The sequence below is a fragment of the Stenotrophomonas sp. PS02289 genome (genome assembly GCF_029960115.1).
In the GTDB taxonomy this organism is placed as follows: domain Bacteria; phylum Pseudomonadota; class Gammaproteobacteria; order Xanthomonadales; family Xanthomonadaceae; genus Stenotrophomonas.
This window is the reverse complement of sequence record NZ_JASCOZ010000064.1, coordinates 1-23223: the sequence shown is the minus strand read 5'-3', so window position 1 is coordinate 23223 and position 23223 is coordinate 1. Positions and strand designations below refer to the sequence as shown.

20 protein-coding genes are annotated in these 23223 nt (G+C 66.3%); 5 read left to right on the top strand and 15 right to left on the bottom strand.

The window, feature by feature from the left end; translation table 11 throughout:
* From QMX83_RS10920 to QMX83_RS10860, 13 genes are all read right to left on the bottom strand, one after another.
* On the bottom strand, nt 1–1141 hold a 1141-nt coding region (locus tag QMX83_RS10920), incomplete at its 3' end, for a flagellin (protein WP_282296657.1).
* Between the two features lie 228 nt (nt 1142–1369).
* Complete coding sequence (gene flgL / locus QMX83_RS10915; RefSeq protein WP_282296656.1) at nt 1370–2575, bottom strand: flagellar hook-associated protein FlgL; 1206 nt, start codon at nt 2573–2575, stop codon at nt 1370–1372.
* Nucleotides 2572–4449: a flagellar hook-associated protein FlgK gene (flgK, locus tag QMX83_RS10910; protein WP_282296655.1), complete on the bottom strand. Its 1878-nt coding sequence runs from the start codon at nt 4447–4449 to the stop codon at nt 2572–2574. The genes flgL and flgK overlap by 4 nt, the downstream gene beginning before the upstream one ends.
* 8 nt (nt 4450–4457) lie before the next feature.
* Nucleotides 4458–5681 carry a flagellar assembly peptidoglycan hydrolase FlgJ gene (gene flgJ, locus QMX83_RS10905; RefSeq protein ID WP_282296654.1) on the bottom strand — a complete coding sequence of 408 codons (1224 nt, stop codon included), beginning with the start codon at nt 5679–5681 and terminating at the stop codon, nt 4458–4460.
* Nucleotides 5681–6823, bottom strand: a complete 1143-nt coding sequence (locus tag QMX83_RS10900) for a flagellar basal body P-ring protein FlgI (protein ID WP_282296653.1) — start codon at nt 6821–6823, stop codon at nt 5681–5683. The genes flgJ and QMX83_RS10900 overlap by 1 nt, the downstream gene beginning before the upstream one ends.
* A gap of 7 nt (nt 6824–6830) precedes the next feature.
* Entirely contained in the window at nt 6831–7520 is a 690-nt protein-coding gene (gene flgH / locus QMX83_RS10895; RefSeq protein WP_282296652.1) for a flagellar basal body L-ring protein FlgH, read from the bottom strand.
* Nucleotides 7521–7543: 23 nt separating this feature from the next.
* Nucleotides 7544–8329, bottom strand: coding sequence for a flagellar basal-body rod protein FlgG (gene flgG, locus QMX83_RS10890; protein ID WP_125359118.1), 786 nt, complete (start codon nt 8327–8329; stop codon nt 7544–7546).
* Nucleotides 8330–8410: 81 nt separating this feature from the next.
* Entirely contained in the window at nt 8411–9163 is a 753-nt protein-coding gene (locus tag QMX83_RS10885; RefSeq protein WP_282296651.1) for a flagellar basal body rod protein FlgF, read from the bottom strand.
* A gap of 32 nt (nt 9164–9195) precedes the next feature.
* Entirely contained in the window at nt 9196–10419 is a 1224-nt protein-coding gene (gene flgE / locus QMX83_RS10880; RefSeq protein ID WP_282296650.1) for a flagellar hook protein FlgE, read from the bottom strand.
* Nucleotides 10420–10450: 31 nt separating this feature from the next.
* On the bottom strand, nt 10451–11131 hold the full coding sequence (locus QMX83_RS10875; RefSeq protein WP_282296649.1) for a flagellar hook capping FlgD N-terminal domain-containing protein: 681 nt from the start codon (nt 11129–11131) through the stop codon (nt 10451–10453).
* Between the two features lie 26 nt (nt 11132–11157).
* Nucleotides 11158–11565, bottom strand: a complete 408-nt coding sequence (flgC, locus tag QMX83_RS10870) for a flagellar basal body rod protein FlgC (protein WP_282296648.1) — start codon at nt 11563–11565, stop codon at nt 11158–11160.
* A gap of 3 nt (nt 11566–11568) precedes the next feature.
* Complete coding sequence (flgB, locus tag QMX83_RS10865) at nt 11569–11964, bottom strand: flagellar basal body rod protein FlgB (protein WP_282296647.1); 396 nt, start codon at nt 11962–11964, stop codon at nt 11569–11571.
* 128 nt (nt 11965–12092) lie between these two features.
* On the bottom strand, nt 12093–13037 hold the full coding sequence (locus QMX83_RS10860) for a chemotaxis protein (protein ID WP_282296646.1): 945 nt from the start codon (nt 13035–13037) through the stop codon (nt 12093–12095).
* Nucleotides 13038–13132: 95 nt separating this feature from the next.
* Between QMX83_RS10860 and flgA the strand changes: the two genes are divergently transcribed.
* From flgA to QMX83_RS10840, 4 genes are all read left to right on the top strand, one after another.
* Nucleotides 13133–13795 carry a flagellar basal body P-ring formation chaperone FlgA gene (gene flgA / locus QMX83_RS10855; RefSeq protein ID WP_282296645.1) on the top strand — a complete coding sequence of 221 codons (663 nt, stop codon included), beginning with the start codon at nt 13133–13135 and terminating at the stop codon, nt 13793–13795.
* A gap of 109 nt (nt 13796–13904) precedes the next feature.
* On the top strand, nt 13905–14207 hold the full coding sequence (gene flgM / locus QMX83_RS10850; protein ID WP_282296644.1) for a flagellar biosynthesis anti-sigma factor FlgM: 303 nt from the start codon (nt 13905–13907) through the stop codon (nt 14205–14207).
* Entirely contained in the window at nt 14204–14542 is a 339-nt protein-coding gene (locus QMX83_RS10845; RefSeq protein ID WP_282296643.1) for a flagellar protein FlgN, read from the top strand. Before flgM ends, QMX83_RS10845 begins: the two co-directional genes overlap by 4 nt.
* Before the next feature lie 71 nt (nt 14543–14613).
* Nucleotides 14614–15843, top strand: coding sequence for an ATP-binding protein (locus QMX83_RS10840; RefSeq protein WP_282296658.1), 1230 nt, complete (start codon nt 14614–14616; stop codon nt 15841–15843).
* 374 nt (nt 15844–16217) lie between these two features.
* On the opposite strand, the gene QMX83_RS10835 is transcribed toward QMX83_RS10840, so the two are convergent.
* Both QMX83_RS10835 and QMX83_RS10830 read right to left on the bottom strand, forming a co-directional pair.
* Nucleotides 16218–17969 carry an EAL domain-containing protein gene (locus tag QMX83_RS10835; RefSeq protein WP_282296642.1) on the bottom strand — a complete coding sequence of 584 codons (1752 nt, stop codon included), beginning with the start codon at nt 17967–17969 and terminating at the stop codon, nt 16218–16220.
* A 3-nt stretch (nt 17970–17972) separates the two neighbouring features.
* Nucleotides 17973–20078 (bottom strand): PAS domain S-box protein, encoded by a 2106-nt coding sequence (locus tag QMX83_RS10830; RefSeq protein ID WP_282296641.1) that lies wholly within the window; start codon nt 20076–20078, stop codon nt 17973–17975.
* Between the two features lie 142 nt (nt 20079–20220).
* Between QMX83_RS10830 and QMX83_RS10825 the strand changes: the two genes are divergently transcribed.
* Nucleotides 20221–22998, top strand: coding sequence for a bifunctional diguanylate cyclase/phosphodiesterase (locus QMX83_RS10825; RefSeq protein WP_282296640.1), 2778 nt, complete (start codon nt 20221–20223; stop codon nt 22996–22998).
* Nucleotides 22999–23223: the final 225 nt, after the last annotated feature.

Here is a 23223-nt window from a genome sequence, read left to right as displayed (position 1 = left end):
GCGACTGGTTGGCCTGGGCCAGCATCGCGGTACCGGCCTGCTGCAGGATCTGCGTGCGGGTCAGTTCAGCGGTTTCCTTGGCGTAGTCGGTGTCGCGGATACGGCTGCGCGAGGCCGACAGGTTTTCCGAGGTGGTGTTGAGGTTGGCGATGGTCGACGTGAAGCGGTTCTGGATCGCACCCATGTCGGCACGCGAGCTGTTGACCGACTTCAGGGCGTCGTCGACGATCGACAGGGCCTTCTGGGCACCGGCCACCGAGGAGATGTCCACGCCGCTGACGGTGTCACGGGCCGTGGCATCGGCGTCGGCAATGCCCGCCAGAGCGATGGTCAGGCCGGTGGCGTCGGTGGTGGCGGCGGTGAACTCGAAGTCCTTGCCCGACTTCAGCGAGGACAGTTCCAGCTTGCCGTCCTTGTCCAGCGAGGCGTAGACGCCGGTCTGGTCCATCTTGTCGTTGATGGCATTGACCAGCTTCTTGCTGACATCGGCTGCCTTGTCACCAATGGCCACGTCGATGTCGGCAATGGCGATGCCATTGATTTCCATGTCGGTGACGGTGCCCGCAGCAGTGGCGGTGCCGGTCATGGCGGCGGCCGTCGAGGTCTGCTTGGCGGCATACAGGCCGTTGCCCAGCTCCGAGGTGCTGGAATTGACGATGCTGTTGATGCCGATGGTCTGGCCCGAGTCTGCACCGATCTGGAACAGCGCGCCGGAGAACGAACCATCCAGCAGCTTGGTGCCGTTGAAGTTGGTCTGGCGGCTGACGCGGTCGATTTCCGAGACCAGCTGCTTCACTTCCGAGTTCAGCGCTTCACGGTCGCTGTCGGAGTTGGTGGCGTTGGCCGACTGCACCGACAGCTCACGAATACGCTGCAGGTTGTTGCCGATTTCGACCATCGCGCCTTCGGCGGTCTGGGCCAGCGAGATGCCGTCGTTGGCATTGCGCACGGCCACGTCCAGACCACGGATCTGGGTGCTGAAACGCTCCGAAATCGCCAGGCCCGCGGCGTCGTCCTTGGCGCTGTTGATGCGCAGACCCGACGACAGACGCTGGATCGTCGTGGCCAGGCTGGAACCGCTGGTCGACAGATTGCGCTGCGCGTTCAGCGACATTACGTTGGTGTTGATTACTTGTGCCATGTATCTGTTTCCTGTGGGCAGTGTCCGGCCGCGGCGTGCACCCGGAACGACGCAGTAGCTGCGTCGTGGTCGGACGCAGTGCTTGCAGGAGGGATAACGGCGAGGTGTGAGATTGCTTGAGGAAAAAAACGCCAAGAACATCACCCGGGTCGGGGTGATGGTCGGTGAAAGCCTTGTGGCACAAGGCTTCGGGCGTGGTGACGCGGGGGGCGCGTCACCCTGCGGGAATCATCGGATGGCGTTGAACAGACTCATCTGCTGCATCTGGGTGAAGATGGTCTGGGCCGCCTGCAGCGAAATCTGCTCGAGCTGGTACTGGCCGATTGCTTCGGCGTAATCCAGGTCGCGCATGGCCGACAGGGTGGTCTTCAACGTGACGCTATTCGCATCCCGGAGTGCGCCGGCATCGTCGATCGCCTTCAGCTGGGCACCGCCGGCGGCACGCGCATCGATGAACTTTTCCGACGCCCGGGCCACATCACGGATCGCGCCCTGCAGCACATTCTGCTGCTGGGCCACGGCAGTCGGATCATCCGCTGCGGTGTCGAGCGCGGAGATCAACCCGTCCAGCGTGGCAAAGATGTCGCGTGAGCTGGCCGCGCCCACGCTGAAGCTGTCGCCGGCGGCCGGCTCGCCCTCAATGCGCATGGAAACCCCCTCGAAGGTGATGTCCTCGCCGGCCTTGAAGGCACCGGTCTGGACCACCGTGTTGGTTGAATCGACCACTTCGTAGGTATCCGCAGCGGTGAAACGCACGGTATAGCTTTGCCCGTTCCAGCTGCCGGAAGCGGCATGCTGGCCGAACGTGGTCAGTACGCCGGTGCCGGTGTTGCCGGCGGCTGCACTGCCGTCCAGGCGGCCGTCACCGGTGGGAATGCGCAGGAAGATCTCGCTGCCCGGCAGCACGTCCTTGACGAAGGTGTCGGGTGCCACCTCGATCTGACGCTGGGTCTGGTCGCCGCTGTAGGTGACCACACCGTTGGTCAGCTTGAAGGGTGCATCGGCGTCATTGGTGCCGCCGAACAGGTAGCGACCGCTGCCGTCGGTGCTGTTGGCCAGCGCCAGCAGGCCTTCCTGCACGCTCTTCAGCTCCGAGGCGATGGCCTTGAGGTCGGACGAGGACAGGGCAGGGTTGTTGGCCTGGATGGTCAACTCGGTGATGTGCGCCATCATGTCGCCGGCCTGGGCCAGCGCGTTTTCCTGCAGACCCAGACGATTCTGGACCACGTCGCCGTTGCGCTCGAAGCGCTCCAGTTCGGCCACGGCGCGATCCAGGCCGACCGCGGTGCCTGCGGCGACCGGATCGTCCTTGGCGCTGACCAGCTTCTTGCCGGTGGCGAGCTGTTGTTCGAGGTGGTTCATTTTGCTCTGCTTGGCCAGCATCAGGTTGATGGACTGGTTGAACATCATCCCGGTGGAGATTCGGTTGTTCATCGCGATACGGCCCCCAGGATGGTCTGGAACATGGTGTCAGCAGTGGAAATGAGCTGCGAGGCGGCCTGGTAGGCCTGCTGCAGGCGAAGCATGTCGGCGGCTTCTTCGTCCAGATTCACGCCGGAGATGGAATCACGCGCGGCCTGCGCCTGGTCGGTGATCACCTGCTGCGCCTGCAGCGAGTAGTCGGCGGCGCGTGCCGCCGAACCAACCAGGGTGGTCAGTCCGCCCAGCGCGCCGTTGAGGGTCACGGTGCCGTCGTTGAAGGCCTTGGCGTCTTCGACCTTGGCCAGCAGCAGCGCGTTGGAGTTGTCGCTGGAGCCGGCCGGGGTCGGGGTGATGTTGAAGCTGTCGCCGGTCTTCGGGGCCCCGTCGAGCACGAAGCTCCAGCCGTTGGCGGTGATCGTGCCGCCGGCGGTATAGGTAAACGGCCCGGTGCCATCGATGGTGTACTCGGTGGCGCTGGTGAACACGATCGCCGCCGGGTTGCGCAGGTTGGCGTTGGTGTAGTCGGTCACGGCCACGCCGCTGACCTTGCCGGTGCCGGTGTTGGTCAGCCCTGCAGCGGCCTTGACCGGGGCGGCGGCAGCAATGCGCGAGGTGTCGGTGATCGCCACCGACAGACTGCCGGCCACGCCGGCGGTCGGCTGCAACAGGAAGCGGTCATTGTTGGCCGGGGTGCCGGACATCACCAGTTCGACGCCGTTGATGACCAGCGGGTCGGCGGCGGTGCCGGTACCGGTCATCGGAATGGCGGCACCGGTGTCGGCGCGGGTGGCCTGCCAGGTGGTGCCATTGAACTGCAGCATGACGTTCTGCCCGTCCAGTTTGGACAGGTCGCCGTAGGCGGTGCTGAAGCTGGCGCTGCCGGTGTTGCCGGTATTGCCGGTGATGCGCGGACTGCCGAAGCTGAAGAAGTCCGCGCCCATCTGGCCGTACAGGTCGACGCCGTTGTGATGAGTGTCATTGAAGCTGCTGGCCAGGCCCACCGCGAGCCGGCCCAGCTCGGCCTGGGTCGGGGTCAGCACGGTCTCGCGGAATTCCAGCAGACCGCCGATCTGGCCGCCCAGGTTCTTCGGATCCAGCGTGATCTTCTGGCCCTGGGTCTCCAGCGCCATCTGCAGGCGCTCGGGCTGGTACGGGTCGGTGACCGTGGTGACCTTGGTCGCGCTGGTGCCGACCACCAGGGCTTGGCCACCGGCGGTGTAGACGTTCATGAAGCCGCCGTCCTGCATCACCGCAGTGCCGCCGGTGTAGCCGATCAGGTTGGCGATCAGCTGGTCGCGACGGTCGAGCAGGTCGGGCGCGGCATTGTTGGCGTTGCTGCCGATCGCGCCGTTGATCTGGGCGATCTCGGCGGCCAGCCGGTTGACTTCGGACGCGCCGGCAATGATGCCGTTGTTGACCTCTTCGTTGAGGCTGTTGAGGTTTTCATTGAGCTGCTTGAAGCGCTGCACCAGGTTGCCGGCCGAATCGAGCATGTTCTGGCGGTCGGCGGTGCCGGACGCATTGGACGACAGCCCGCTGACCGTGTCGAAGAAGCTGGACCACACGCCGGATACATTGGTGGCGGTGTCCGAGAACAGGCTGTCGACGCGATCCGCGAGCGTGGACAGCTGCTTCAGACGCGCCAGTTCACCGCTGCCATCGAGCAGTCGCGAGATCGCCAGCTGGTCGGCCACACGGCGGATGTCGCTGATGCGCGTCCCGTTGCCGACGTCACCATAGCCGAGGTTCTGCGGGGTGGCGGTGGTGAAGTCCACCTTCTGCCGGCTGTAGCCGGGCGTGTTGATGTTGGCGACGTTGTGGCTGGTGGTGGCCAGTGCGCGCTGGAAGGCGAGCAGGGCACTGGTGCCGGTGGAGAGTACGGACATGGCTTACCTCAACGTCGAATGACACCCAGCCCGGTCGGGCTGGTGGTGCTGGCAAAGGTGCGTCCCAGGCGCTGGCTGGCATCGTCCACGGCGGCCACGGCGCGCTCGATGGTCGGACCGCCAGCAATCGCGGCGATCTTGGCGGCGTAGGACGGGTCGGTGGCATAGCCGGCCTGCTGCAGGCCGCGGGCGAAGCCGCGCACGTCGGTGCCGGCCTGCAGCGCGTTCTGGTAGCGCGGGCTGTTCTTGAGCAGCTTCACGTAGTCGGCGAAGCTCTCGCCGACCGAGCCGTAGGCGCGGAAGCTGGCGGTTTCGTTACGGCGAACACCGTTGACGTATTCGTGGGTACCGGTGGTGGCACGCTCGCCACTCCAGCCGGTGGCCTTGATCCCGAACAGGTTGTGCGAGCTGCCTGCGCCACCATTGCGCTGGATGAGCTTGCGGCCCCAGCCGGTTTCCAGCGCGGCTTGGGCGACCAGCGCCTTGGCGTCCACGCCGAGTTCGCGCGCCGCCTGCTGGGCATGGCCCCAGATACTGGCGACGAAGCCTTCCGGGGTGTGCGCGCCCAGCTGGGCGGCGGCGGTGCTGCCGGCCAGGGTGTCCACGGCCGAGCTGGCCTGCGCCGGCGCATTGACGCCGCTCCAGCGGTCGTCGGCCATCGCCGACCAGTCGTCGGTCGACGCCACGGTGTTATCGGCAGCGTAGGGCTGGCTGCGGCCGATGGCCTCATGCATCTGGCTGGTCTCGCGACCGGCGATCAGGTCCAGTGCACGCTCCATGGGCTGCAGCACGGCCGAGGGATCCTGGCCATTCAACTGCTGCAGCAGGTCGACTTCGCTGCTGGCAGGGGACGCCGAGGTTTCGCTGGTCGGCAACGCCATCGGCGCAGCCGCAGGACCGTTCAGGCGATACGCGCGCAGCGCAGCGCTCGGATCCAAACGGGTATCGACCGGCGTGGCGGCGTCGGCTTCGCCGCCGCCAAGCTGGCGCGCGATCATCGCCGACAGACCCAGGCCACGACCGCGGGTCATGGCATCGGCGATCTTCTGGTCGTACATGTCCCGGAACATGGTGTTCTCGCCCGGCAGCAGCGAGTCGCCGAAGCTGGCATCGCGCATGCTCTTGACCAGCATCTGCGCGAACTGACCTTCCAGCTGCCGCGCAACCTTGTCGACCTTGGCCGGGCTGTTGGGCTGGGTGGGATTGAGTTCCAGTGCTGGTTGAATGCGCATCAGATCACCTCGAGCTCGGCGCTCAGCGCACCGGCCTGCTTGAGGGCTTCCAGAATGGCGATCAGATCGCCCGGAGCCGCGCCGACGGCGTTGACCGCGTGCACGATCTCGTCGAGCGTGGTGCCGCCGTTGAACTTGAACATGCGGCTGCCGTCGGCGGTCGCGGTCAAGGTCGACTGCGGCGTCACCACGGTCTGGCCGCCGGCCAGGGCATTGGGCTGGCTGACGTTGAGGTTTTCGTTGATGGTGACGGTGAGCGAGCCGTGTGAAATCGCGGCCGCACCCACGCGGACCTGGGCCCCGATGACCACGGTGCCGGTACGCGAATTGACCACCACCTTGGCCGGTGCCGCGCCTGGGGTGAGCTCCAGGTTCTCGATGCGGGCCAGCATGCCGATGCGCGCGCCCGGATCGCTGGGTGACTGCACGGCCACGGTGACGCCATCCACCGCACGGGCGGCACCTTCGCCGAACGCGGCGTTCAGCGCGGTGACCATGCGCGAGACCGTGGTGAAATCGTTCTGGTGCAGGTTGAGGGTGATTTCACCGCCCGCGCTGAACACGTCGGGCAGGGCACGTTCGACGGTGGCACCGTTGGGAATGCGACCGACGCTGGGCACGTTCACCGAGACCCGCGATCCGTCCTTGCCCTGTGCGCCGAAGCCGCCCACCACGAGGTTGCCCTGGGCGATGGCATAGACCTGGCCATCCGCGCCCCGCAGCGGAGCCATCAGCAGCGAACCGCCGCGCAGCGACACCGCGTTGCCGATGGAGGACACGGTGATGTCGATCGGCTGGCCGGGCTTGGCGAACGGCGGCAGCTCTGCGTGAATCGCCACGGCCGCGACGTTCTTCAGCTGCGGGTTCACGTTGGCCGGCACATTGACGCCCAGCTCGCCCAGCAGGTTTTTCAGGCTCTGCACGGTGAACGGTGCCTGGCTGGTGCGGTCGCCGCTGCCATCCAGACCCACCACCAGGCCGTAGCCCACCAGCGCGTTGCCGCGCACGCCCCCGACCTGGGCCAGGTCCTTGATGCGCTCCGCCGAAGCAGTCGCAGCAAAGCCCAACACCCCCAGGATCACGACGACGGTGTAGAGCCACGCCCTGCGTGGCTGCAAAACCTTGGCGAAATCAATCTTCATACCAACCTCAGAACGGCGTCAGCGCCGAGTTGAAGAACCGGCTCAGCCAACCCATCGCATTGGACTGCGCCACCGGCCCACGGCCGCCATAGACGATGCGCGCATCGGCAACGCGGCTGGATGCAATGGTGTTGTCCGGCGAAATGTCGGCGGCGCGCACGATGCCCTGGACCTGCACCAGCTCATCGCCCTGGTTCAGCCGCAGGTTCTTCGCGCCCTGCACGACCAGATTGCCGTTCGGCAGGCGCTGGATCACGGTGACGGTGACGCTGCCCTGCAGACGATTGCTCTGCGCGCTGCTGCCCTTGCCGGTGAAATCACGCGAACCGGTCGCGCTGGCACCGAGGATGTCCTTGCCACCCAGGGTGACCGGAGCACCGAAGATCGTCGGCGTGCCCAGCGCCAGGTTCGATTCCTTGTCGGTGCTGGTGTTGGCCGTGGTCGAGGCCGTGGTGCTTTCGGTCAGGGTGATGGTCAGCAGGTCGCCCACGTCACGCGCGCGACGGTCCGAATACAGCTGCAGGCCGGGGCCGGCGGCATAGATCGCGCCGGCGGTCGGAGCCACCTGCGGGGCCATCACCGGGGTGACGGGTGCCATGGCCGGGTAGGGACGGACATCGCCAGCGATCACGCAGCCACCGAGCAGGGCGGTGACGGCGCTGGCCAGCAGCAGGCGGAGGGCAGGGCGCAGTGACATGGCGGAGTCCTGGTTCAGACCGGTCAGACGTTGGTGTTGAGGTAGCCGAGCATGGCGTCGGTGGTGGAGATGGCCTTGGCGTTCATTTCGTAGGCGCGCTGGGTTTCGATCATCGACACCAGCTCTTCGACCACGTTGACGTTGCTGCCTTCCAGTGCACCCTGGACCACGCTGCCGAGGCCGTTCAGACCGGGATTGCCGTTCTGAGCGGGGCCGGATGCGGTGGTTTCGAGGAACAGGTTTTCGCCGCGGGCCTGCAGGCCCGCCGGATTGACGAAGTCGGTCAGGGTCAGCGCGCCGATCTCGACCGAGGCGGCGTCGTCGGCCATCTTCACGCTGATGGTGCCGTCGGTGCCGATGGTCAGAGACTGCGCGCCTTCCGGAATCTGGATGCCCGGCTGCACCGGGTAACCGCTGTTGGTGACCAGTTCGCCGTTCTGGTTGCGCTGGAACGAACCGTCGCGGGTGTAGGCGGAGGTACCGTCAGGCATCTGCACTTCGAAGAAGCCACGGCCATTGACCATCACATCGAGGGCGCGGCCGGTTTGCTGCTGGCTGCCCTGCTCGAAGTTCTTGGAGGTCGCCACCACGCGCACGCCGGTACCGAGCTGCAGGCCGGTCGGCAACTGGGTCTGGGCCGAGGAGGAGCCGCCGGGCTGACGCACCTGCTGGTACAGCAGGTCTTCAAAGCTGGCGCGGTCCTGCTTGAAACCGGTGGTGTTGGTATTGGCGAGGTTGTTGGAGACCACCGACATGCGCGTCTGCTGCGCATCCAATCCGGTTTTTGCGATCCACAGTGCCTGGTTCATGGCGGTGTTCCTTTCAAGCGGTTATCGGGGGTGATGCATGGCGCGTGCCAGAACTGCGCCGGAAAAACGTCACGGCGGCGATCAGCCGCCCAGACGCAGCAGGGAATTGGCGCTACGGGCGTTTTCATCGCCGTGTTTGATGACCTTCACCTGCATTTCGTACTGCCGCTGCAGCTGGATCATCTGCACCAGCGCGCCGGCGGCATCGACATTGCTTCCTTCCAGCTGACCACTTTCCAGTGACTTGCCCTGCGCCTGCACGAAGGGCTGCTGCGGGTCGGTGTTGCGCATCAAGCCGTCCAGCCCGCGTTCCAGCCGCGCATCCTCGGCCTGCACAACGCGGATGCGGCCGATGTTGGCCATGGTCTGCGGACCTTCCCCGAGCGGAATGATCGAGATCGTGCCGTCGTTGCCGATGTCCATCGCCTGGTGCGGCGGAATGGCGATCGGGGCACCGTTCTCGTCCAGCACCGCATGGCCACCGGCGGTCACCAGCTGGCCATTGGGCGTGATCGACAGCGCCGCACCGCGCGTGTACGCCTCACCACCGCCCTGCGGAGCCTGCACGGCCAGCCAGTTGCCGGCCTGCAGCGACAGATCCAGCGGATTGCCGGTGATCTGCTGCGCACCCTGGCGCCGGTTGAAGCCGGCGTCGACGTGCAGGGCATCCACGCGCGAGGCGTAGCCGTCGCCCTTGATCGGGAAGGCCTCGGTGTTGGCGAGGGCTTCCTTGAATCCAGGCGTATCGGTGTTGGCCAGGTTGTGCGACAGCGTGCCCTGCGCCTGCAGGGAGGCGCGGGCGCCGGTCATCGCAACGTAGAGTGCCTTGTCCATCGGGGTGGCTCCGTGGGTCTATCAGCAGCTCATCAACGGATGTTGATGATGGTCTGGGTGATCTGGTCCATCGTCGAGACCATCTGCGAGTTGGCCTGGAAGTTGCGCTGTGCGGTGATCATGTTGACCAGCTGCTCGGTCAGGTCGACGGTGGACGCTTCCAGCGAACCGGCCTGGATCTGGCCCAGGTTGGAGCTGTCCGGTGCGCCGGTGCGCGGCGTGCCCGAGCTGAAGGTTTCCACCCACAGGTTGTTGCCCTTGGCTTCCAGACCCTGGTTGTTGTTGAAGGTGGTCAGTGCGACCTGGCCCAGCGGCTTGTCGTCGCCGTTGGAGTAGCGGGCAAACACGATGCCTTCTTCGCTGACGGTGATTTCATTGAGCTTGCCCGCGGCATAGCCGTCCTGCTGGGTGTTGCGCAGTGCGAACTTCTCGCCGTACTGGGTGGAGCCGCTCACATCGAGGGTCATCGACAGGGTGCCGGCACCGGTGGTCGGGGTGAACGGGTCCATCACGATCTGGCCGTTGGCCGGCTGGGTCAGTGCGCCCGCGTTGTTGAAGCTCAGCGTGGTCGGTGCACCGGCGGCCTGGCCGTCGACGTAGTTGTAGACCTGCCATTCGTTCGGATTGGCAGTCTTCACGAAGTACGAGGTCTGGGTGTGGCTCACGCCCAGCGAGTCGTACACGGTGATGCCACCGGTGGAGTGGTTGTAGCTGTTGGAGTTGGTCGGATCGAACGCGACGATGGTGGGCTGCGATGCGTTCGCCGGCAGGGTGAAGGCGGTGTTGACCAGCGCCGTCTGCTTGGGCGGGCTGTCGGTGGTGAGCAGCTGCAGGTCGGTCAGGCGGCCGGCGTCGAAGCTGGTGCCGTCGGCATTCGGTGCGAACACCTGCAGACGCGCGCCCTGCGGGTTGACCACGTAGCCGGCCTGGTCGGTCTGGAAGTTGCCGGCGCGCGAGTACACGCGGGCACCGTTCATGCTCATGGTGAAGAAGCCCTCACCGGAGATCGCCATGTCCAGGCTGCGACCGGTCTGCTCGTTGTTGCCCTGCGAGAACTGCTGGGCGACGTTGCTCAGGCGCACGCCCGAACCGACGGCGTTCTTGGACAAGCCGTAGCTGGTGGCCGAGAACAGGTCGGCGAACTCCGAGCGGGATTCCTTGAAGCCGGTGGTGTTGACGTTGGCGATGTTGTTGGCGGTGACGTTGAGGTCGGCGTTGGCGGCATTGATGCCGGACAGCGAGATGTTGAAGCCCATGGCGTTCTCCTTCGAATGCGGTACGGGGGGATCAGCTGACGCGCAGCACGTAATCGAGCGGGGCGGTGCCCAGCCCCTTGAGGTTCAGGTACAGCCCATCGGAACCCACGGTGACGCTCTCCACCGGCGCTTCCACGTAGGTGCTCAGCTTGGTCTGGGTGCCGCTGGTATCGGTGTGGGTCGCGGTGAGGGTGTACTTGCCGGGATCCAGGCGGTTGCCATTGGCGTCTTTGCCGTCCCAGTCGAAGGTCACTTCGCCCGAGGCCTTGGCTTCCACGCTGAGCTGGGTGACCTTCAGGCCGTTGGCGTCGGTGACGTCGACCGTGACATAGCCGGCACCGGGGGCGGCGACCATGCCGCTGACCTCACCCTCGCTTTCCAGCTGCCACTGGGTGGACGGCACCAGCACCTCGTGACCCACCAGCGCCGCGCCTCTCAGCACCTGGTCGCCAGCCATGGCTTCCTGGAAGCCCTTGACCGTGGTGTTCAGGTCATTGATGCCCTGCACCTGCGACAGCTGCGCCATCTGCGCCACCATCTGGGTGTTGTCCATCGGCTTGAGCGGATCCTGGTGTTGCAGCTGCTCGGTCATCAGGCGCATGAAGTCGGCCTGGTCGAGCGTGTCTTTCTTCTTGGTGGTGTCGCTGTTGGGCGCGGTCAGGCCCAGTGCGCTGTAGATGTCGGTGTTGCTGACGCCGCTGGTGGTGCTCATGACGGAGTGTCCTGCAGAAAGAAGGGTCAGCGACCCATGGTCAGGGTGGCCAGTGCCAGTTCCTTGGCGGTGGTCAGCATCTCCACGCCTGCCTGGTAATTGCGCGAGGTGGAGATGAGGTTGACCATCTGCGCGACCGGGTCGACGTCGGGCTGGTAGATGTAGCCGTCGGCATCGGCCAGCGGGTGGCCGGGTTCGTAGCGCTTGATCGGCGCGGCGTCGCTCTGGCTGATCTCCTTGACCTGCACCGTGGTGATGTTCGGGTCGGTGCGGCTGGTGACGGCCTGGAAGATCGGTTCGAGCGGCTTGTAGACGGTGTCAGCCGAGCCGGTGATGGAGTCGGCGTTGGACAGGTTGGAGGCCAGCGTGCTCATGCGCACGGACTGCGCCTGCAGCGCGGAGCCGGCAATATCGAAGATGGGCAGGTTGCTCATGGCTTATTGCCCCGTGATCGCGGTGAGCATGGAGCGCACCTTGGATTCGACGAAGCTCAGCGACGCGCGGTACTCCAGCGCGGCGCGGCCATAGGCGGCACGCTCGGTATCCGGGTCGACGGTGTTGCCGTCCAGGCTGGGCTGCACGCCTTCCTTGGTGATCTGGAACGGGTTGAGCCCGTTGCCGGTGAGGAAGTGCTGTTCATTGGTGGCCTGCATCAGGCCATTGCTGTCCAGCCCCTGGGCGTTGCGCAGGGCGGCATCGAAATCCAGGTCCTGGGCCTTGTACCCCGGCGTATCGGCATTGCTCAGGTTGCTGGCAATGAGCTTCATCCGCTGCTCGCGCAACGGCATGGCCTGGGCATGGACCCCCAGATAGTCGGAAATCAAGTTGGGCATGACGCACTCCCACGGGATGTTGCGGGGAGTGGTGCAAGGCCTGTGCCAATATCCGCCGGCGGCGGATATTGGTCGCGCGGTTCCTCACCGGACGCGGTGTAGAGCCGGGCTCTGCCCGGCTGCGGGGGTCAGGCGGCCAACGCGACCTTGCGCAGGCGGTCCAGGACCAGATCGGCCAGTTCGTGGGCCGAGTACTTGGCGACGAAGGCGTTGGCCCCGACGCGCTCGACCATGGCGTTGTTGAATACGCCCGACAGCGAGGTGTGAAGCAGGACGTACAGGCCGGCCAGGCCCGGGTGGCGACGGATTTCCGTCGTCAGGGTGTAGCCGTCCATGGCCGGCATCTCGATATCGGAGATGACCATGGCGTAGCGCTCGGCCGGGTTTTCGCCCGAGGCGTGGATCTGCAGGAGGTGGTCCAGCGCCTGCTTGCCGTCCGAGAGCAGGGTGGCTCCCACGCCCAGCTGGTCGAGCACGCTGCGGATCTGCTGGCGGGCGACACGGGAGTCGTCCACCACCAGGACCTGCAGCTGCGGCGCATCGGCCGGCAGTGCCATCGAGGGGTCCAGCACCGCTTCGCCACGGACCTGGGCGATGTCGGCCAGCACGCTTTCCACGTCGATGACCTGGATCAGCTCGCCCTGGAAGCGCGTCACGGCGGTCAGGTAGCTGGATTCAGCGCCCAGTTCCGGCGGCGGGTGGATGTCTTCCACGGCGATGTTGACGATCCGCTCCACGCCGCTGACCAGAAAGCCCTGGATGGACCGGTTGAACTCGGTCACCACCAGATAGCCCGGGGATTTGTCGGCATCCGGCTCGCGCTCCGGGTGGCCGATGGCCAGACCCAGATCGAGCACCGGCACCGAGCGGCCGCGGACGTCGGCGACGCCGGCGAACTGGGTCGGCAGGCCCGGAACCTGGAACAGGTCCGGCCGGCGCAGGACTTCCTGCACCTTGAAGACGTTCACGCCAAAAAGCTGACGTCCGCCCAGGCGGAACAGCAGCAGGGCGAGGCGGTTGTGGCCAGCCAGACGCGTCCGCTGGTCGATGCGATTGAGCAGGTCATGTGACATGGAGGGTGTATCGGCGTGCCCGGCGATCCCTTGAGCGTGGATTGCGGCACGGCGCTTGCATGGAGACGGCCATGTGCCTTTCACGTGGAGTCGCCATGCGTACTCTTGTTATTACGGTCCTGCTCGCCCTGACCAGCGCTGCTGTTGCCCCGGCCTTCGCCGCCGGTGCCTGGCAGCCGGTGGAGGCGATCCGCGCCGCTGCACTGTCAACGCTGCCGGCCGGCAGCGAGGGCGAGACCACGCTCGATTCCGCCCTGCGCCTGCCGGCGTGCGGTCAGGCGCTGGTCGCGCAGCCGACCGCCACCAGCACGGTGGAGGTCAGTTGCCCCGACGCCGGCGGCTGGCGGCTGTTCGTACCGGTCAAGGTGCGGCGGAACCAGACCGTGCTCATTCTCAATCGCGGCATTGCCGCTGGAGAAACGATCGGCGTGGCCGATATCACCACTGCGCAGCGTGACGCCGCCCGGATTGCCGGTGCGGCCCTGGCCGATCCGGCCGCGGCCGTCGGCCGGGTCGCGCGGCGCACGCTGGCGGCCGGCAGCCTGCTGTCGGCCAACGATCTGGTGGCGCAGCGGCTGATCCGCCGCGGCGACAGCGTCTCGTTGGTGTCGCGACGGGGCGGGGTCGAGGTCCGGGTGGCGGGCAAGGCGCTGGCCGACGCGGGTGAAAATGAACGGGTCTCCGTCGAGAACCTGTCTTCACGCAAGATCGTGCAGGGTACCGTTGCGGCCAGTGGCGACGTTTTTGTGACGCGATGAGCAGAATTCTGAATCCGGGGCCGAAAGTGGAAAAAAACCGCAAAAGCCCCTAAAGATGGCGGTCCCCGTGCCGTTATCCCTTGTGAACGCAATTCCCCAGGACAAACCCATGAGCCAGAAAATCGACGGCAACCTGCAGGCCACCGCCCATCTGCGCAGCATTGCGCCGGGCAACAAGCCCAGCGTCAGCACCGATTCCCCGGCGCGCCCGGTGGATGCCGCCGCCAGCCTGAAGCTGACCGGTGAAGCCACCAGCCTGCAGGCGCTGCAGCGCGAACTGAGCACCGCCCCGGCCATCGACGCGAACCGCGTGCAGGCCGTGCGCGAGTCGCTGCAGAACGGCACCTACAAGATCAACCCCGATGCCATCGCCTCGCGCATGCTCGAGCTGGACCAGCAGCTGCAGGGATGAAACCGGCGATGAGCGACCCATTGCAGCGCCTGAGCGATGCCTTGGACGTCGAGCGCCAGGCATTGGTGGACCATGATGTACAAGCCCTGATCCGCGCCACCAGCGCCAAGCTGGACGCGCTGCGGGTCCTGGAAGGCACGCCCCCGCAGGGCCAGGCGGCCCGGTTACAGGAGCTGGCCGAGCGCAACCGCGCCAACGGCGTGCTGCTGTCGCGCCGCCGTCGCGAGGTCAACTGGGCGCTGCGTCAGCTGGGCCGCAGCGAGGAGTCCTCGGCCTACGACGCCAAGGGCCAGTCCAACACGCTGCACACGCGCCGCCCGCTGGCTGTTGCCTGATCGCCTGCGGGTGCGCGACACCCGCCACTTCTGAACACGGTTATATTGGGCGTCGGATTCGACTGCCCCCACTGACCGTGCCTACACCCAATACGTTCGTCACCGCGGCCCTGCCGCCGCAGCCGGTGCTGCTGGCCCTTTTCGAGCAGATCAACGAAGGCGTGCTGCTGTTCCGCGAAGACGGCAGCATTGCGCTGGCCAACGCCGCGGTGCGCGGGATGCTGGCACCGGCCGAGCGCGAAGCGGGCTTGAATCCGGCGCACTGGTTGCGCCAGTTGTTGCCGCCGGACGCGCTGGAGCATGCGCGCACCCATGGTCACTGGAACGGCAGCCTGCCGGTGGGCGAGCGGATGGTGATCGCCCACGTCTACCAGCACGACGATGCCGGCCAGCGCCACTATCTGGCCTTGTTCCGCCGGATCGAGGGCCAGGAAGACTACGAACGCGAACTGCAGCAGCGCCACGCGGAGCTGCGTCAGGCGTATCTGCGCCTGAACGGCACGCAGGAAAAGCTGCTGCAGTCGGAAAAAATGGCATCGATCGGCCAGTTGGCGGCCGGTGTGGCGCATGAAATCAACAACCCGATCGGCTATGTGCACTCGAACCTGGGCAGCCTGCAGGAATACCTGCGCAGTCTGTTCACTGTGATCGAGGCCTACGAGCGGGCCTTGCGCGCACCGGACCCGAAGGCGCTGATTCCGGAAATCGACGACATCCGCAACCGGTTCGACATCGACTTCATCAGCCGTGACCTGCCGCAGTTGATGGCGGAATCGCGCGAGGGCATCGAGCGGGTGACCCGGATTGTCCGTGACCTGAAAGACTTCTCGTACTCGGGCCGTGATGAGTCGTGGAAGCTGGTGGACCTGCATGCGGGCCTGGAATCGACGATCAACATCATCTGGAACGAGTTGAAGTACAAGGTCGACCTGAAGCGCGAGTTCGGGCAGCTGCCGCTGGTGGAATGCCTGCCATCGGAGTTGAACCAGGTGTACATGAACCTGCTGCTCAACGCGGGCCACGCGATTGCGGAACGGGGCACGATCACGGTGCGCACGGGCGTGGAGGGCGAGACGGTCTGGGTGGAGTTCGAAGACACCGGCGGCGGCATCTCGCCGGAGCTGCGCCAGCGCATCTTCGACCCCTTCTTCACCACCAAGCCGGTCGGCAGCGGCACCGGCCTGGGCCTGTCGATCTCCTACAGCATCATCAACAAGCACCACGGCCGCATCGACCTGGACAGCACCCCAGGCGTGGGTTCGAAGTTCCGCCTGGTGCTGCCGATCAAGCAGCCGCGGTAAGGACTGCGCCAACAGCCGCGATTGCGGGCATCGCGCGTCGCCGGGCTCTGCCCGGCTGCTGTTGGTTTTGGGCGAACAGCCGGTGATCATCGGTTACGTGTGTTGGCGGGTCGGGGCAGGCGTTCCGGGGGACGGCGCAAGTACGTCCATGTAGCCTCGATCGCCGCATCCATGCGGCTCACGCCCCCTCCAGCCCACCCCGATCCGCCACGACAGTGGGCCGGTGGCCACCGAAGGTCAAAAGCGAGTTCCCGTACGCGTTGGATTCATCGCGATATGTGGAACTGGTAGCGTCGGTCGACAGACGACGGCCGTGAAATCCCCAACATTCGTTAACGCATGACCCCGGATCAACGTCGCCGTTGAGCCGGCAATCAAGACTCGTCTTCAGTCGCTACCGGCGGCGCGGTATTGGCGCGGCGTTGTTCTTCGTGGGTGCGGAAGGCCTGGTGGATGTGCTTGCGCAGTTCGTCGTCGTTCCAGGGCTTGGTCAGGAAGCGGTAGATCGCACCGCGGTTGATCGCGTCGGTGACGGTGTTGAGGTCGGTGTAGCCGGAGAGCACCAGGCGGATGGTGTCGGGGTAGAGCATCTTGACCCGGCCCAGGAACTCGGTGCCGCTCATGTCGCTCATGCGCTGGTCGGACAGAATCACCTGCACGTCGTTGATCGCCAGCAGGTCGAAGGCATCGCGGACGTTGCCCGCCGCCAGGATGCGGTAGCCGTCGCGGCGGAACAGGCGCACCAGCGAACGGAGCACGTTTTCCTCGTCGTCCAGCAGCAGCAGGGTGCGGTCCGGGCGGGTTTCCGCGAATGCCTCCGGGCGCAGGTAGCGACGGCGCAGGGTCATGCCGGCTGCGTCAGCCGACATCGGCTCGCCAAACAGGTAACCCTGGAACACATCGCAGTCATTCCGACGCAGGAAGCCCAGTTGCGCCTGCGACTCCACCCCGTTGGCGATCACCGTCATGCCCAGCTGGTGGCCCATCGCGATGATGGCGCGCGCAATGGCCGCTTCGCGGTTGCCCGCTGGTGCGCTCTTGATGAAGCTCCGGTCGATCTTCAGCTTGTCCACCGGATAGCGCACCAGTGCGCTCAGGCTGGAATCGCCGGTGCCGAAGTTGTCCAGGCTCAGGCTGATGCCTTCGTTGCGCAGGTTCACCAGGGTTTCGTGAACGAAATTCACGTTGTTGGTGAGTGCGCTTTCGTTGATCTCCAGGGTCAGCATGTGCGCTGGCACCCCCAGCGTCTGCATCATCGCCATCACCTCGGCGAAGAAGTTTGGCCGCAGCAGCTGCAGGGTGGAGACATTCACGGCAATGGTGAAGTCATCGAAGCCCTGGTCGCGCCACTGCCGCGCCTGCTTCAGCGCGCCTTCCAGCACCCAGGTCCCGATCTGCACGATGATGCCCAGCCGCTCGGCCGTGCGCATGAAGCGCTCCGGCACCAGCATGCCCAGGGTGGGCGACTGCCAGCGCAGCAACGCCTCCATGCCCACCACGTGGCCATCGCGTGCACTGACCAGGGGCTGGTAGCGCAGTTTCAGCTCGCCGTTGGGAATGGCATCGACGATCTGTCGCGCGATGATGCTCTCGCTGTGCGCGCTGGAGGGCGTGTTCACCGCATGGATGCGCACGGCGTTGCCGCCTTCACGTGCGGCCTGGTGAAGCGCGTCCTCGGCGTGGTCCAGCAGTCGTGAGGGTTCACTGGCGTGTTCCGGGCACAGGCTGACGCCGAGTTTGCCGGTCATGAACAGTGTATACGGCAGTACCGACAGCGGCAGTTCCAGCTGCTGGCGGATCTCCTCGGCGAGGTCGTCCGGTAACGGCAGGTCGCCGGTGCGTGGTACGGCAATGAGGAACTCATCGCTGCCGTGCCGCCACAGCTTGCCGCGGCCGCGCAGGTGGTGCTGCAGGCGCTGGGCGATCAGTACCAATGCCTGGTCGCCGACTTCCGCGCTCATGTTCTCGTTGACCGAGGCGAAGTGGTCGATGTCCACGTGCATGAGCATCAGCGGCGTGCCACCGGAGGCCGCCTCGTGCACCATGGCCTGCAGTTCGGGGTTGCCTGCGCCCAGGCGCGCGGGGGCGTCCTCGATGCTGACCAGGGGCAGGGAAGGGTTCCACATGACTCAGTGTTCCAGTGATTCAGAAGTGGCCATACCGCTGCTGCGGTAGGGCAGGTAAAGGTCGATCAGGGTGCCGGCACCGGGGGCCGACTCGATCTTCAAGGTGCCGCCCACGCTTTGTGCGCGTTCGCGCATCACGATCAGACCCAGCCCGCGCGGACCGTCCGGATCAAATCCTTCGCCGTCGTCGCGGACCTGCAGATGCAGGTCCTGATCTTCCACGTCGTGCAGCTGCAGGTGGACCTGGCTGGCGCGCGCATGCCGCAGCACGTTGGTCAGGCTTTCCTGGGCAATACGGAAGCAGGCTTGTTCGATGTCGTTCTGGGGCCGGCGCGGCAGTGTCTGGATGTCAGCCAGCAGCTCGATGCTGCCAGAGCGGAACAGCATTCCGGCCTGCCAGCGCAGTGCGGCTTCGAGTCCCAGTGCGTCCAGCTGCGGCGGACGCAGCAGGGTGGAGATGTCACGTACCTTGGCGACGGTGGCATCGGCCAGGTGAATGATCTGCTGCAGGTCCTCGCCGCGCCGCTGCGCGTCTTCCTCGTCGCGGGCGGCGAAGGCGGACAGTTTCATCGCGGTGATCGCCTGCCCGATGTCGTCGTGCAGATCGCGGGAAATGGCCCGGCGTTCGTCTTCCTGCAGCGAGAACAGGCGTCCGGCCATGGCCTGCAGCTCACCGTTGCTGGTTTCCAGTGCCTGCCGGATGCGCTCGGGCTCGGTCAGGTCGCGCACGATCAGCAGTTTGCAGTTGCGGCCACCATAGCGCACGTCACCCACGGCCAGGCCGGCCTGGAAACAGTGGCCGTCAAGCCTACGCATGCCGATCACTTCACCGGCTCCGGTGCCGGGCAGGGGGATGGTGGCAAACAGCTGCGCGCGGACCCGGGCCAGGTGGCGGGCTTCCACCAGCGCCGACAGCGGTTCGCCGAGCAGCGTGTGCTGGCCGTAGCCGAACTGCGCTGCAGCGCAGGCGTTCGCATACAGCACGTGTTCGTCGGACAGAATCACCACGCCATCGGGCAGCACCCGCACCAGCTCGCGGAACTGCTCCTCGCGTTCGCGCAGCAGGCGTCGCGATTGCTCACGCTCGGTCACGTCCTGCAGCGTGCCCAGCACCCGTGGCCGTCCGGCGTCGTCGGTGCCGCTCTCGGCGCGCAGATGCACCATCAAGGCGCGCCCGTCCATCGCCAACAGCGGCAGCAGCACATCGATCTGCACCTGCTCGCCGCGCATGTCCTGCAGCAACTGCTCGCTCAGTGCGGCGGTGGAGGAGTCGGCCGGTACCAGCAGTTCCTCGAACCGGTGCCAGCGCCGGGCCCCGGGCGGGCGGCGGCCCAGCAGGTGGTACACCTGGTCGGCGAAACGCCCCAGGCCCGTGGCCGGGTCGACCTCCCAGGCACCGATGCGGGCCATTTCGTGGGCTTCCTCGACGCGTGCCAGAGCCTGGTCGCGGCGGCGCAGGGCCTGGTCCTCGCGGGTGCGGTCGATCGCGATCAGCAGTCGGGCCGGGCGGCCGTCATAGTCCAGATAATTGCTGCGCATCTCCATGCGACGCGGACTGCCGTCCTTCAGCACCAGGTCCGCGGTGATTACGCAGAGCTGCTCGGGCTGCGAGCGGATCTGATCCAGCTTGGCGTTCATGGTGGCTTCGTCGCCGGGTGGCCACAGCGCGGTCATCGGCAACGCGAGGAACTCGTCGCGGCTCCAGCCAAACAGCGTGCAGGCCGCCGGATTCACGTCCAGCACCTCCAGCGTCTCCAGGTCATACACCAGGATCGGGCCGGGGTTGTCCTCGAACAGCTGGCGGTGACGCAGCGCCGACTGTTCCAGCCGGGCCTGCGCATCCAGCACGTGGTGGGCCAGGGGCCGCAGCAGCAGGTAGATCACGGCCGCGCTGGCAATGACGAAGAACGCGCCCTTGGCGGTCTGCCAACGGGCCGCCGTGCCCGGGTCCATCGCCAGCATCTGCACGGTCGCGTCGCTGGTCAGGATCCAGACCAGCGCCAGCACCAGATAGCCCAGGACCACGCGCCAGCGGTCGCGCCGCAGCGCACGTGCCAGCGGGCGGTCGTGCGCGGACGGTGGGGGCGAGCCAGACGGGGCGTCGGTCATGGGCGGCAGGGCAACCAGGGTTGGGCAAGGCAGTACATAGATAGTAGTGGGTCGGCACGCACATGGCACTCAACTATCGGCCCGGGCCGCCGCTAACGGTTACGTTCCCGGCTGTCGGGTGCGCATTTCGGAGTCTTACCGCGTGGACCAAGGGATTATCGCGAGTCTGCTGCAGCACCCCCTGGCCTCGGCCCTGGTCATCCTCGACCGGACCGGGCGCCCGCTCGCGGCCAATCCGGTCGCGCGCGAGCATGGGCTGCCGGCGACCGTGGCCGCCTACGGTGAGTTGCTGGAATCGCTGCGCCTGCTGGCAGCCGATGGCGGACTGGTGCCGTGCCAGCTGCCCGGTGGTCCTCGCGGCCGCTTCGACGGTTGGCTGCGTGCCGTGCACGATCCCGACGGGCATCTGCTGGCATTTACCCTGAGCGTGCCCGAGCCAGTGGCGGCCTATGCCGGCAGTCGCTGGGAGCTGGCCCTGGACCATGCTGGCCATGGTCTGTGGGACTGGGACCTGCCGCGCGACGCGGTGACGCGTTCGCGTCGCTGGGACGACGTGCCGCGTCAGGCGGACGAGGCGGCCCCAGCCGGGGAGGGCAGTGCGCTGCTTTCCCAGGTTCACCCGGACGATCAACTGGCCGTGCGCAGCGCGTTGAACGCGCACCTGCGCGGCGAGGGCGAGGTCTACACCGCGCAGTACCGCATCCGTCACCCGGAGGGCGACTGGCGCTGGGTGCTGGACCGTGGCCGGGTGGTGGCGCGCACGGTGGATGGCCAGCCATTGCGGATGGTGGGCACGCATACCGACATCCAGGCCCAGAAGGAAATGGAAGCGCAGCTGCTGGAGCAGCAGTTGCACCTGCGCGAGGCGCAGCGGATCGCCAGCATGGGCAGCTGGTCGTGGGACCCGGACGGCCGGCAGTTCTGGTGGTCGCCGGAGTTGCTGGCGCTGCTGGGCGTGAGCCATGCCCCGGGCAGCCGCAGGCACTGGTTGCGATTGCTGGCACCGGCTTCGCGCACCGAGCTGCAGCGCGCCTGGCGGCGCCTGCTGCGCGACGGCAAGCCGGCCACGCTGGATCTGGAGCTCCCGCGCGGAAGCGAGGGCGTGTTGTATCTGCGCCTGTGGATGCAGCCGTTGCTGCGTGCTGATGGCCGCATGCAGCGCCTGCTCGGGCAGGTCCAGAACGTGACCGAACAGCACCAGACCGACGCACTGATCCGCTGGCGCACCGAGCTGCTCAACCGGGTCTCCGCGCTCGGCCGCATTGGCGGCTGCGAGATCGAGGTGGGCACGCGCAACATGCAGTGGACCGAGGAGTGCTACCGCATTCACGGCCTGCGCAAGGAGCCGATCACCCTCGACCAGGCGCTTGCGCTGTACACCCAGGACTCGCGTGACAGCTTCGAGGCGGCGCTGGCGCGCATTGCCGACGGCGGGCTGCCCGAACAGCTGGACCTGTGCTTTTACCGCCATTCCGGCCTGCGCATCTGGGTGCAGGTGTTGATCGAGCTGGACCACCGCGATGGCCTGCCCACGCGCTTTGTCGTGCTGTTCCGTGACATCACCCGCGAACGTGAAGCCAACGAGCGGATCGAGCTGCTGGCGCACTATGACCTGCTGACCGGCCTGCCGAACCGCATGCTGCTGCGCGAGCAGACCGCCGAGGCGATTGAAGAGGCGCGTGATCGCAATGCGTCGCTGGCGATGCTCTTCATCGATCTCGATGGCTTCAAGACGATCAACGACACCTTCGGCCACGCCACCGGCGATACCCTGCTGAAGGCCGCAGCGGCGCGTCTGCATCAGGTCCTGCGCAACGCGGATCTGTTCGGGCGTTTCAGCGGAGACGAGTTCATCGTGGTGCTGCGTGACCTGGCCGACCCGGAAGATGCGGGGCATGTGGCGCGCAAGCTGATCGCCTCGCTTGCCGAACCGCTGCAGCGGGGTGACATCACCCTGAAGGTGGGTGCCAGCGTCGGCATTGCCATGCTGGACGACACCCGCAACGACTTCGATTCGCTGCTGCGCGCGGCCGACGCGGCGATGTATGCCGCCAAGGAAGCCGGGCGCAACACCTACCAGTATTACAGCCAGGATGCGCTGGCGCGGATCCAGCGCAAGCTGGAGATCGAGCATGCGTTGCTGGGCGCGATCGAGCGCGAAGAATTCAGCCTGGCCTACCAGCCGCTGATGCATGCAGCCCATGACCAGCCGCCGGCGATTGAAGCGCTGTTGCGCTGGCACCGTCCGGGCATCGGCTACTGCAGTCCGGCCGAGTTCATTCCGATCGCGGAAAAATGCGGTGAAATCGTCCGGATTGGCGATTGGGTGCTGACCGAGGCCTGCCGCCAGGCGGCGGCCTGGGATCGGGCCGGGCTTCAGTTCGAGCGCATCGCGGTCAACGTTTCGGCGGTACAGCTGCGTGACCGCGGCTTTGCCGAACGGGTGATCGAGATCTGCCACGCGCATGGCTGGCCGCCGAGCCGGCTGGAGCTGGAGCTTACCGAGTCGGCCCTTATCCGCGATACGGACGTGCTGCGTGATTGCTTCGACGTGCTGGAACGGCACGGGGTGCCGTTGGCGGTGGATGACTTCGGTACGGGCTTCTCCAACCTGCACTACCTGAACCGCTTCCCGGTGGGTCGCCTGAAGATCGACCGCAGTTTCGTGCAGGGCATGCTCCACGATGCCGGCACGGCCGAAGTCACCCAGGCGATCGTGCACCTGGGCCATGCGCTGGGCATGAAAGTGGTCGCCGAAGGCGTGGAGACTGAGCAGGAAGAAGCTCTGCTGCGCCGCCAGGGATGCGACGAAATCCAGGGCTATCTGTATTCGCGCCCGCTCACCCCGCGCGATCTCGCGCAGTTCCTGAAGCTCGGTGGAGCGGCGACGCTGCCGCGTGAGGTTGTGGCGCTGCCGTAACCGGTTGCGGCAATTGCGTGGTCTACGTAGAGCCGGGCTCTGCCCGGCTTGCTGTTGGATTTGGGCGAACAGCCGGTGGTCACCCGTCCTCTGGGTTGGCGGCTCGGGACGGGCGTTCCGGGGGACGCTGCAAGTACGTCCATGTAAGCTCGATCGCCGCATCCATGCGGCTCACGCCCCCTCCAGCCCATCCCGAGCCGCCATCGACAGTGCGTCGGCGGCCAT

Coding starts and splice junctions, on each gene's coding strand:
- QMX83_RS10900 (WP_282296653.1), bottom strand. CDS start 6,823: ATGAAGATTGATTTCGCCAAGGTTTTGCAGCCACGCAGGGCGTGGCTC.
- flgL (WP_282296656.1), bottom strand. CDS start 2,575: ATGAACAACCGAATCTCCACCGGGATGATGTTCAACCAGTCCATCAAC.
- flgK (WP_282296655.1), bottom strand. CDS start 4,449: ATGTCCGTACTCTCCACCGGCACCAGTGCCCTGCTCGCCTTCCAGCGC.
- QMX83_RS10830 (WP_282296641.1), bottom strand. CDS start 20,078: ATGACCGACGCCCCGTCTGGCTCGCCCCCACCGTCCGCGCACGACCGC.
- flgG (WP_125359118.1), bottom strand. CDS start 8,329: ATGAACCAGGCACTGTGGATCGCAAAAACCGGATTGGATGCGCAGCAG.
- flgH (WP_282296652.1), bottom strand. CDS start 7,520: ATGTCACTGCGCCCTGCCCTCCGCCTGCTGCTGGCCAGCGCCGTCACC.
- flgC (WP_282296648.1), bottom strand. CDS start 11,565: ATGAGCAACCTGCCCATCTTCGATATTGCCGGCTCCGCGCTGCAGGCG.
- flgE (WP_282296650.1), bottom strand. CDS start 10,419: ATGGGCTTCAACATCTCGCTGTCCGGCATCAATGCCGCCAACGCCGAC.
- flgJ (WP_282296654.1), bottom strand. CDS start 5,681: ATGCGCATTCAACCAGCACTGGAACTCAATCCCACCCAGCCCAACAGC.
- flgB (WP_282296647.1), bottom strand. CDS start 11,964: ATGCCCAACTTGATTTCCGACTATCTGGGGGTCCATGCCCAGGCCATG.
- flgM (WP_282296644.1), top strand. CDS start 13,905: ATGAGCCAGAAAATCGACGGCAACCTGCAGGCCACCGCCCATCTGCGC.
- QMX83_RS10835 (WP_282296642.1), bottom strand. CDS start 17,969: ATGTGGAACCCTTCCCTGCCCCTGGTCAGCATCGAGGACGCCCCCGCG.
- QMX83_RS10875 (WP_282296649.1), bottom strand. CDS start 11,131: ATGAGCACCACCAGCGGCGTCAGCAACACCGACATCTACAGCGCACTG.
- flgA (WP_282296645.1), top strand. CDS start 13,133: ATGCGTACTCTTGTTATTACGGTCCTGCTCGCCCTGACCAGCGCTGCT.
- QMX83_RS10860 (WP_282296646.1), bottom strand. CDS start 13,037: ATGTCACATGACCTGCTCAATCGCATCGACCAGCGGACGCGTCTGGCT.
- QMX83_RS10845 (WP_282296643.1), top strand. CDS start 14,204: ATGAAACCGGCGATGAGCGACCCATTGCAGCGCCTGAGCGATGCCTTG.
- QMX83_RS10885 (WP_282296651.1), bottom strand. CDS start 9,163: ATGGACAAGGCACTCTACGTTGCGATGACCGGCGCCCGCGCCTCCCTG.